The 8,293-nt window shown below is 63.6% G+C and carries 14 protein-coding genes and 3 pseudogenes; 7 read left to right on the top strand and 10 right to left on the bottom strand.

Features of this window, described 5'->3' with window-relative positions:
* Positions 1 to 880 (bottom strand): RNA-guided endonuclease TnpB family protein (locus DID96_RS36995; RefSeq protein ID WP_148094531.1); only part of this gene is annotated, 880 nt, incomplete at its 3' end.
* Positions 881 to 966: 86 nt separating this feature from the next.
* Between DID96_RS36995 and DID96_RS37000 the strand changes: the two genes are divergently transcribed.
* A complete protein-coding gene (locus tag DID96_RS37000) occupies positions 967 to 1,656 on the top strand; it encodes a response regulator transcription factor (RefSeq protein ID WP_124604189.1) in 690 nt (229 codons plus the stop codon).
* 78 nt (positions 1,657 to 1,734) lie between these two features.
* Here DID96_RS37000 and DID96_RS37005 read toward each other — a convergent pair whose 3' ends face one another.
* The 3 genes from DID96_RS37005 to DID96_RS37015 are packed head-to-tail and all read right to left on the bottom strand — an operon-like array spanning position 1,735 to position 2,639.
* Positions 1,735 to 1,932, bottom strand: a complete 198-nt coding sequence (locus DID96_RS37005; RefSeq protein WP_185732493.1) for a hypothetical protein — start codon at positions 1,930 to 1,932, stop codon at positions 1,735 to 1,737.
* A gap of 12 nt (positions 1,933 to 1,944) precedes the next feature.
* Positions 1,945 to 2,187: a YtcA family lipoprotein gene (locus DID96_RS37010; RefSeq protein WP_260464165.1), complete on the bottom strand. Its 243-nt coding sequence runs from the start codon at positions 2,185 to 2,187 to the stop codon at positions 1,945 to 1,947.
* Positions 2,188 to 2,213: 26 nt separating this feature from the next.
* Positions 2,214 to 2,639, bottom strand: a complete 426-nt coding sequence (locus DID96_RS37015; RefSeq protein WP_185732494.1) for a hypothetical protein — start codon at positions 2,637 to 2,639, stop codon at positions 2,214 to 2,216.
* A gap of 120 nt (positions 2,640 to 2,759) precedes the next feature.
* Between DID96_RS37015 and DID96_RS39320 the strand changes: the two are divergent.
* Positions 2,760 to 2,900 (top strand): annotated as a pseudogene (locus tag DID96_RS39320) (DUF2866 domain-containing protein); the annotation flags it as partial.
* 93 nt (positions 2,901 to 2,993) lie between these two features.
* On the opposite strand, the gene DID96_RS37025 reads toward DID96_RS39320, so the two are convergent.
* Together DID96_RS37025 and DID96_RS37030 are read right to left on the bottom strand one after the other, a co-directional pair.
* Positions 2,994 to 3,236 (bottom strand): hypothetical protein, encoded by a 243-nt coding sequence (locus DID96_RS37025; RefSeq protein ID WP_124604192.1) that lies wholly within the window; start codon positions 3,234 to 3,236, stop codon positions 2,994 to 2,996.
* A gap of 56 nt (positions 3,237 to 3,292) precedes the next feature.
* Positions 3,293 to 3,823: a lecithin retinol acyltransferase family protein gene (locus DID96_RS37030; protein ID WP_124604194.1), complete on the bottom strand. Its 531-nt coding sequence runs from the start codon at positions 3,821 to 3,823 to the stop codon at positions 3,293 to 3,295.
* Positions 3,824 to 4,200: 377 nt separating this feature from the next.
* On the opposite strand from DID96_RS37030, the gene DID96_RS37035 reads away from it, so the two are divergent.
* A complete protein-coding gene (locus tag DID96_RS37035; protein WP_124604196.1) occupies positions 4,201 to 5,175 on the top strand; it encodes a LysR family transcriptional regulator in 975 nt (324 codons plus the stop codon).
* A 56-nt stretch (positions 5,176 to 5,231) separates the two neighbouring features.
* Here the strand turns inward: DID96_RS37035 and DID96_RS37040 are convergent.
* Positions 5,232 to 5,420 (bottom strand): annotated as a pseudogene (locus DID96_RS37040) (SRPBCC domain-containing protein); the annotation flags it as partial.
* 90 nt (positions 5,421 to 5,510) lie between these two features.
* Between DID96_RS37040 and DID96_RS37045 the strand changes: the two are divergent.
* On the top strand, positions 5,511 to 5,879 hold the full coding sequence (locus DID96_RS37045) for a hypothetical protein (RefSeq protein WP_124604198.1): 369 nt from the start codon (positions 5,511 to 5,513) through the stop codon (positions 5,877 to 5,879).
* On the opposite strand, the gene DID96_RS37050 is transcribed toward DID96_RS37045, so the two are convergent.
* The gene (locus DID96_RS37050) at positions 5,846 to 6,151 is read right to left on the bottom strand and encodes a hypothetical protein (RefSeq protein WP_124604200.1); all 306 of its coding nucleotides are present in this window, start codon (positions 6,149 to 6,151) and stop codon (positions 5,846 to 5,848) included. The two genes, DID96_RS37045 and DID96_RS37050, sit on opposite strands and share 34 nt — an antisense overlap.
* 447 nt (positions 6,152 to 6,598) lie before the next feature.
* On the opposite strand from DID96_RS37050, the gene DID96_RS37055 reads away from it, so the two are divergent.
* Genes DID96_RS37055 through DID96_RS37060 form a run of 3 tightly spaced genes read left to right on the top strand, consistent with a single transcriptional unit; the run spans position 6,599 to position 7,347 of the window.
* Positions 6,599 to 6,772 (top strand): hypothetical protein, encoded by a 174-nt coding sequence (locus tag DID96_RS37055; protein WP_221624639.1) that lies wholly within the window; start codon positions 6,599 to 6,601, stop codon positions 6,770 to 6,772.
* 21 nt (positions 6,773 to 6,793) lie between these two features.
* A complete protein-coding gene (locus DID96_RS39470) occupies positions 6,794 to 6,985 on the top strand; it encodes a 3-hydroxyacyl-CoA dehydrogenase NAD-binding domain-containing protein (protein WP_311767791.1) in 192 nt (63 codons plus the stop codon).
* Entirely contained in the window at positions 6,946 to 7,347 is a 402-nt protein-coding gene (locus DID96_RS37060) for a 3-hydroxyacyl-CoA dehydrogenase family protein (protein WP_311767792.1), read from the top strand. The genes DID96_RS39470 and DID96_RS37060 overlap by 40 nt, the downstream gene beginning before the upstream one ends.
* A gap of 21 nt (positions 7,348 to 7,368) precedes the next feature.
* Here the strand turns inward: DID96_RS37060 and DID96_RS37065 are convergent, their stop codons facing one another.
* Together DID96_RS37065 and DID96_RS37070 are read right to left on the bottom strand one after the other, a co-directional pair.
* Positions 7,369 to 7,566, bottom strand: coding sequence for a hypothetical protein (locus DID96_RS37065; RefSeq protein WP_260464166.1), 198 nt, complete (start codon positions 7,564 to 7,566; stop codon positions 7,369 to 7,371).
* Positions 7,567 to 7,712: 146 nt separating this feature from the next.
* Positions 7,713 to 8,293 (bottom strand): annotated as a pseudogene (locus DID96_RS37070) (IS630 family transposase); the annotation flags it as partial.

Raw genomic sequence — 8,293 nt, forward strand, 5'->3', positions numbered from 1 at the left:
AACAGGACTGGGTCGAACCGCTTTCGTCCACTTCCACGAACGTGGCTCCGTGCGCCATCGCCTTGTAACGGAGCTTGTCCCGGAAGGACGACCAGGCTGCGTCGTAGACGCTCTTCGCCAGCCTGGTCCTGGCGAGTTTCGCGGCCGACACGTTGCCGACCGCGATGTAATCGAAGCGCCGCACCAGATTGAGCGCGCGCTTGTGCTGAAAATCGGCGCGGGCATTCGCCACCTTGGCGTGCAGCTTCGCGATATGCCGCTTGTGCTTGCGCGCCCGCTGCGCCTTCGCCAACTTGTCGGCCGCGAGTCGGCCGAACCTGTCATTTGGCAACTTCTCGCCGGTCGACAGTGTGGCGAAGTCTTTCAGACCGAGATCGATACCGACGCCGGAGCGGATCGGGCGCGCCGGAACATCGGGCAGCTCGATCACGATGTTGAGGAACCAGTTGCCGCGCGCGTCCTGCGCAAAATTGGTTCCGTCCTTGATCTTGCCATCGGGAAGCGAGCGGCTGTTGAACACGCGGAAGGTGTTGCCGGCGAAGCGGAACGCGTCGCCCTCGCGTTTCAGGTCGCGGCCCTTCAGCGGCACCCAGCCGAGCGATTTCCTGCCGCGATAGCGCAGGTAAGGGCGACGGTGCTGGCTGCGCGACTTCGCGTATTGCTCGCATGTCGCGTTGACCGTGCCGGAGTGAATGCCGAGTTCCTTGCTGCTGCCGGTCGTCAGCACGTTCAGGTCGAAACCCGTCGGCCACTTCTTGCGCCACTTGAGCGCGTGCTTCTGCGTGTCATTGCAGAAGTTCCAGACGTAGTTCACCGCGCGGCTCTGCTTGTTCAGCAAGCCGTTGAGCGACTTCACCCGGTAGCGGTAGACAAGAATCATGCCGGTCATTCTAACGAAGGTATGCCGTCTGTCGACGGCGCTCCTTTCCTCCCCGCCATCAATGGCGGGGTTTCTCGGAGCATCCGATGACACCAGTCCATGCAGTTGAACGTGAAGCGGAATTGTCGTCGTCGCAAGCCACGCCGGTCGTCTTCGTCGTCGACGACGATGTGTCGGTGCGTGAGGCGATCGAAGCCATGACCCGCTTTGCCGGCCTCAAGGCGGAGACGTACGCTTGTGCGCAGGACTTTCTTGGGCGCCCGCGCGTGATGGTCCCGAACTGCCTGGTGCTGGACGTCAGCCTTCCCGATCTCAGCGGCCTCGATCTTCAGAATCTGATCGCAACCGAGCGCACCGACATGCCGATCATCTTCATCACCGGCAACAGCGACGTGCCGACGACGGTGCGGGCGATGAAGGCGGGGGCGGTTGAATTTCTCGTCAAGCCCTTCGACGATCAGGTCCTGCTCGACGCGATCCGGCACGCCATCGAGCGCAGCCGCGCGGCATTGCGCGAGGAAGCCGGAATGCAGTCGATCCGGGATCGCTACGCGTCACTCAGTCGGCGCGAGCGGGAGGTCATGGCGCTGGTGGTGACCGGCCTTCTGAACAAACGGGTGGGCGCCGAGTTGGGCATCAGCGAGATCACGGTGAAGGTGCACCGCAGGCAGGTCATGCGCAAGATGAGCGCTCGCTCGCTCGCCGAACTGATCGGCATGGCGTGGAAACTTGATTCAGACTACGCACCAAAGGCAGCGCTGCGCAACGCTGCGTGACGGGGGCGGTATTGCACTTGTGGCCTGCAGCGCAGCCCGCCGGTCAGGCAGCTCGTCGTTGGCGCTCGCCGCCCGACATCACCGTATCCTCAGCTCGACAAGCGCCTCGCGATACCCGCCGCCGAGCGCCTTCGACATCGCGATGTCCTGGCTCAGGCGCTGCCCGTCGACTTCCAGCATCGAGATGCGTTCGAGCAACACGGCCTGGCGGGCGTCCATTGCCGTCAGCCGGCTCGGCCGGAAGTGCTTTCGTGCGGCGCGCGCGTTGTCATTCATGTTCGGACCACGTCAACGGGAAAAGAATATCAGCCATGTCGCCATCGCAAGCAGCGCGCTCAGCGCCGGATAGCTGATGCCGAGCGGCGCGAGCGCCGAACTCGCACCGCGCCGGCTCAGCGCCAGATGCGCGACGATCGTTCCGGCGACGCCGGACACGATGCAGAACAACCAGTCCGGAAAGGCCGCGCCGAACAGCGGGAGAGACGGTGCAAACGTGCAGCCGCCCAGCAGCGCACCGGAAATTGGCGGCAATACCCACCTCGAGACGCTCGACAAGCTCATGGTTGGTCGTCGGCCATGCGTTTTTCCACGCCCGGATGGGTGCCGGCACGGCCTCCTGCCAACGGCGCGATGGCGAACAATGCGACGCATGCTACTTTGCCGAGGCACTCGACCGTCGAGAAGAGTGCAATAGCGACGCAGCGCGCGTACTCGAGCGGTAAGGCCGGCGCCATCGCGAATACGCTCGCGCCGCAGATGAACGTGAAGACTTGACGGGCAAAGCGGAGCTTGGCGATGGCGGCCGTGCCGACGAGGCCCATCAGGACCTTCGACGCCACCACGGCGGGCAGCCAGATCGAATCGGTCGAGCCGCCGAGTTCCAGCGGCGCCTCGATCAGCGCCCAGCCGCAGACAACGATGACGAATGCCTTGAACAGGCGTTCCGCTCCGGGCGTCAACTCGGCCGTTTTCCTGATATCCACGAGAAATCCTCCTGCGGGCGGGACGTGCGCCTTTGTTGCGTGCATCGCGATGCAGCGCTGGTAAAGCAGGACACCCATAAGGGCTGAAAACACGGTGTTCGAACATCTGCAGTGCACTGCATGGCAACGTGCAGACGCGCGTACCGGCTCGTTGCATGGCGCTTCAGGCACGACGTCGAATCCTTGCGGCGCGTCGCGCTTGCCGGCAGCACGACGCGCCGGCGTGCTGAAGCCGGAATGTCGCGCGTGCCGGGGACGCGGTTCTGCCAGCCTGGCGGATGGATTGCGCGCCGCACAGCGCAAGCCGCTCGATGCGCGGGCCGCGCGCGCCATATTCGTGGTTGCCGTCTTTCATCACACTGTCCTCCATGCGGACATTGCCGGCCGCGCTTGCGCAGGCGGATACACATTCCACGATCCGTCGTCGTGACGGAAGAAGAAGATCAGCAGCAGACCGCCAGGCCCCATCGCCTGGACGCACACGCAGCGGCGATGCATCTGCGTGCGGCGCAGGCGCACGACGCGCGCGGGCATCGCAGGCGTGGGCGCGAGCCATTTGTCGACGGCCCAGTGCAGTGTCTTTTCGGTCGAGCTCAAGATGGCCTCCTTCGCGTTTCCGTCCGCTTCAAAAGTCAGACGAGGGTTCATGCCGCTCATGCCGGGCGCGCAACGGCGCGGCCGACGTTCATCCGGATGCCGACGAACGTGCTCGCGAGGCACAGCAGCGCGAGCAAGCCCGCGCGCGGATGCGTGAGGCATGCATGAACCTGTTCGCTGCGGCTTTCGCCGCGCACGCACCATGCGCAGAAGTGCTCGCAGTTGTTCGTCATCAGGCGATAGCGGTTCTCGCCGAGGCGCGAGCGGGCGCGCCGCACGGCTTGTTCGCCGGAATACTTCGGAAACGGATGCGGACGTACGGCGACGACGTGACCGTCGGCGAACTGCTCGAGCGGGACTTCTTCGACGGGGCCGCGATGTGCGGACTTGGCAAACCCGGCGTAGTGAATGACCTTGCCGCTACCGACGTAAATGCCGTGATGTTCGTAGCCGCGGCGTTGCGTGATCAGGTGGGCGCCGAGAGCGGGTTCGTCATCGCAATCGCGGAGCGCGACGTCCGCCGATGCATGAGCGGCCGCGCGGTTCGCGTGTTGTTCGCGGCTTGATTGGTGGAGGCTGCGGATCATGGCTTCGCTCCAGGTCCGGGGGTGAACGACCGATGCACTGACCACGTCCGGGCATCGAGAAATAGCCCCGACATGGCGGGGAAGACCATGCCGGTGGCATGGATGAGACCGCGTTTGAAGCGTCGGTATGCGAACCAATTTAGGGAATGCCCGGCGCGGCTGCAATTACACTTTGGGTTCACTCGGCCCCTTCGCGCGAATACGACGGTGTCGCTTATACCATCGTGCAATAGCGCCCCGCACCGGGTTCGGAATACTCTCGCTACCAGGACGACACCTTTCAGGCGTTTTTCCATGGCGCGCGAGTGCAGGCCCCTGTCATTCCAGTTTCAGGATGCCTTGCGTCTTCTGCCCGTCAAGGTTCGACGGAGCGATTGATGGACACGTTTCAATGCATGCGCATCTTTGCGAAAGTCGCGAGCGATGGCGGTTTTTCGTCGGCGGCCAAGCGGCTCAATCTCAGTACGCCCGCCGTCTCGCGCGCGATCAGCCAACTCGAAACCCATCTGGGCAGCCGGCTGTTGAACCGGTCGACGAGGCATGTTGCCCTGACGGAGGCGGGCGATCGCTATCTGCGCCGATGCCAGGAGATCCTCTCGAACCTCGATGACGCGGAAGCCGAGGCGCGATCAGCGGCGGCACGTCCCGTCGGACGGCTGCGTGTTCACGCACTTTCGAGCTTCGGCCATCAGCTCGTGGTGCCTGCCATACTGAAGTATCAGCAGCGGTTTGCCGAACTCAGGGTCGAGGTCACGATGTCGGGTGCCATTCCCGACATGCTGGAGGACGGCTATGACGCGTCGATCGTTCTCGCGCCGGAATTGCCGAGCTCCGGGTTGGTCAGTCTGAGGCTCGGGAGGATGCGCGGCGTGGTGTGCGCGTCCCCGCGTTATCTGGCGAGCCACGGCGTGCCGGCAGCGCCTGAAGACTTGCGCGTACATCAGTGCCTGCAATTGACCACGTCCGTGTTTCCGTTCGATAAATGGGTATTCAGAGGCGCCGACGACACGTTCCCGGTGGACATCGGTTCGTCCCGCCTGACGGTCAATGCGATGGAAGCGCTGGAACTGGCGGTAGCGGGGGGCCTTGGCATCGCGATCCTGCCCGCTGGCGTTGCGCTGCCCGGCTTGCGCTCGGGTGCGCTGACATGGCTGCTTCGAGAATATGAGGCGCAGCCCGTGAACGTCTATGCGTTGTATCCGTCCCGGCGTTTCCTCGACGCAAAGATCCGGACGTTCATCGACCTCCTTCGCGAAGAGGTGCCTTCGATGCTGGAGGCGGACGAGCAAGCACTGGCAACGCTTGACGGATGCGAGCTCACGCACCATCCGGAATCCGGGTGGGGATCGTGATTCATGCGGCTCCCCGGATACTCACCCGGGGGCGTCCTTCCTGGCGAAAATTCCCTTCAGTCAGGGATTTCGGGCTCGACCAATCTTGCCAACTGAACCAGCGACTCCTGCCAGCCGAGGTAGCACATTTCCACAGGAATGACCGCAGGCATGCCCTCCTGCACGATGGTGAGCTCGGTTCCGCAGGATACCTGGCGCAATGAAACGGTAACGCGCATCTGGCCACGCAGGTTCGGGCCGTCGCGTCGATCGGCGGTGCGTCGGCCGCGTCACCGAGCGGGCTCCGTCTTGATCCGTCGTCGGGTGTATTCTGACGAGACGGCGGGGGGCGGCAAATGGCGACCCATGATGACGGCGAGATGCACGACGGCCTCCAGACCTCGTGGAAGGATGGCGAGCGCGTCTTCAGCCGGGTACGCCGGCCGGCCGATGGCGGCGACGCGACGCGGCTCGTCGTGCGGCCGGCCGTCGAGCCTCCGTCGCCTGCGAGCGTCGATCGGCTCGCTCACGAATTCGAATTGAAGGACGAACTCGATCGTGCGTGGGCGGTGCGGCCGCTGGAACTGGTGCGCGAAGGCGGGGGAACGCTGCTGGTACGAAAACCACCAGCCCATCCGTCGCGCACAGTCGAGTCCGTCGCGGGTCCAGCAGGTCGACAGCATCGGGACCATCAGGAATGTAAGTTTTCCGATGTATTTGAATAGGCACGAACCAATGTGGCTTCGTCGCGTAATTCGACGCGCAGCATGGCGACCATGATCAACAGCCCGCCGATGAGCACGACCACGAATCCGACCAATATGTCCTGAAGCAACGGGGACTCTATCCCGCGCGGCACCAGGGCGCCCACGATGCGCAACGGAAGGCGCATGACGAGCCGGCCGATGAGGTTCAGCCCGCCAAGCAGGGAGACACCCCACATCGTGACATCGATGGCGTCGAAGAGCATGCAAGAAGCATGGCGAAGCGTGTTCATGTCAATCCCCCGGACTCCGGATCCTGCGTGCGGGAGTCCTCCGATTTGGTCAGTTCCGTCGTTCCTGAATGGCTGCGGCGGGCGCTCTCGCGTGTCGCGAAATACGTCCCCGGATGAGACGAATGCGTCAGCCTGAGAACCAATTTAGGTCGCGCCCGGGGCAGTCTCAATTGCACTTTGGGTTAGGTGCGACACGACGCTCCCTCCCACCTGTACGAAGGTGTCGCTACACCATTGTGCAGTGGCGGCACGCACCGCTGACCACCTAAAGTGGGTGTCCATGAGCAACGTTTCCCAACACTGGCGTCGCTCAAACGTAGTCAGTCGCGCCACGTCATCGGAGCATCCCGTGCCTTGCGGGAACGCCGCCGCCGATACCCGGCGGCATTCGGCCTCTGCCTGACGTTCAGCGCCCCTTTCAATTGCAGCGACACGAAAGGACACGTCATGACCCAGCTTCAGTCCAGCAAAGTTTCTCAGGGCGAGATCCGCTCCGGACGATTGTTTCTCCTCGAACTGAGCGGCGGCCGCATTCACTCGATGAATCCCGACGGTTCCGACCGCCGGACGATCGTCACGGACTGCCGCCTTCCCGACGGCATCGCCTACGTCGAACTCTGACCCGCACACTGGAGAAGTCATTTGACCAACCCCAAGCCAATTCGCCGCATCGCCATCATCGGCACGGGCGTGATCGGCGCGAGCTGGGCCGCGCTGTTTCTCGCGAAGGGATTGCAGGTCGTTGCGACGGACATCGCACCGAACGCGGAAACCGCATTGAGGAAATCAAGGAGATGCCTGGCCACGTCGCGAACCGTCTGCAGTCCGCATTGATGCGCGAGGTGTATTACCTCGTCAGCGAGGGTGTGGTGAGCGCCGACGGGGTCGACGCCGCGCTGTGCTGGGGCCCGGGCCTGCGCTGGGGGGTGATGGGCGGCATGATGCTCAACCATCTTGGCGGCGGCCCGGGCGGCATCGAGCACTTCATGCAGCAGTTCAGCGGCCCGATGACGGCCTGGTGGAAGACCCTCGGTGAGCCGGTGCTGACCCCGGAAGTGCAGAAGACGCTCGTCGACAGCGTCCATGCCGAGGTCGGCTCGCGCTCCATCGAGGCGCTGGAGGCGGAGCGTGACGCGTTGCTGCTCAGTCTCATCGAATTGCGCAAAAAAGGTGCGGACGCCGCCGAGCGCACCTAGTACAACATCCCTCAAATAAGTTTAATAATTATCAGGCTGTAAATATGGCTGCAGGAGCGTGACGATCACATCGGCCATTTCGTCGAGCGAACCCATGCCCGGCAGCGGCTCCCAACGCCCACTGTGGCTGCGAAAGGCGGCGCCATATCGATTGCGGCCGAGTTCGGTTAGCCGCGCCACGACAGTTGACTCATCGTCGTCCAGACGTTTGATCAGCAAGTGGCGCCCGTAGGCTTGCGTGACGATCTGCTCATGGCCGAGCAGACTGCGCAGTTGACGCTGCAGTTCAGCGGCGCGGTGTTTGGCGGGTAAAGCTGGCATCTGTGTATCTCGATTACGAAGCATCGCCTTGCAGCGGGGGGCGGATAGCCCCGGAAACTCCATTTGAAGGGGCGGGCGACCTGATTGTGCTCGCCGACGAACTGCTCGGTGCGCTCGCGCAGGTGCGCGGTGCTGGTGTGGCTGGCATGGCGCAGCACGCGGCGGGTGTCGCGGGCAAACCAGAGTTCGATCTGATTGACCCAGCTCGCGTGCAATGGGGTGAAGTGGAAGTGAAACCGCTTGCCATGCCGCACATTGAACGCCTGCCAGACGGCTTGGGCGCGGCGCGTGTTCAGGTTGTCCCACACCACGTGCACCTGCTTGCCCGGGTACGCGGTTGCCACGCGCTCCATGAAGGCTACCAGATCGTTCTGGGTACGCCGCTCGCGGCACTCTGCCAGTACCTTGCCGGAATGCACAGCCAGCGCGGCAATCAACGCCTGGGTGCCGTGACGAATGTATTCGAATTCTCGGCGGCGCAGCCGTCCTGGGGCGGGTGCCCGTCCCGGGTGCTTGCGCTCGATGGCCTGAATGCCGGTCTTCTCGTCGATGCTCAGCACCACCGCGTTTCGCGGCGCCTTGCGGTATAGCTTGCAAATCACGTTGACCTTCTCGCGAAAGGCCG

Source organism: Burkholderia sp. Bp8963, from assembly GCF_003854275.1.
Classification (GTDB): domain Bacteria; phylum Pseudomonadota; class Gammaproteobacteria; order Burkholderiales; family Burkholderiaceae; genus Burkholderia.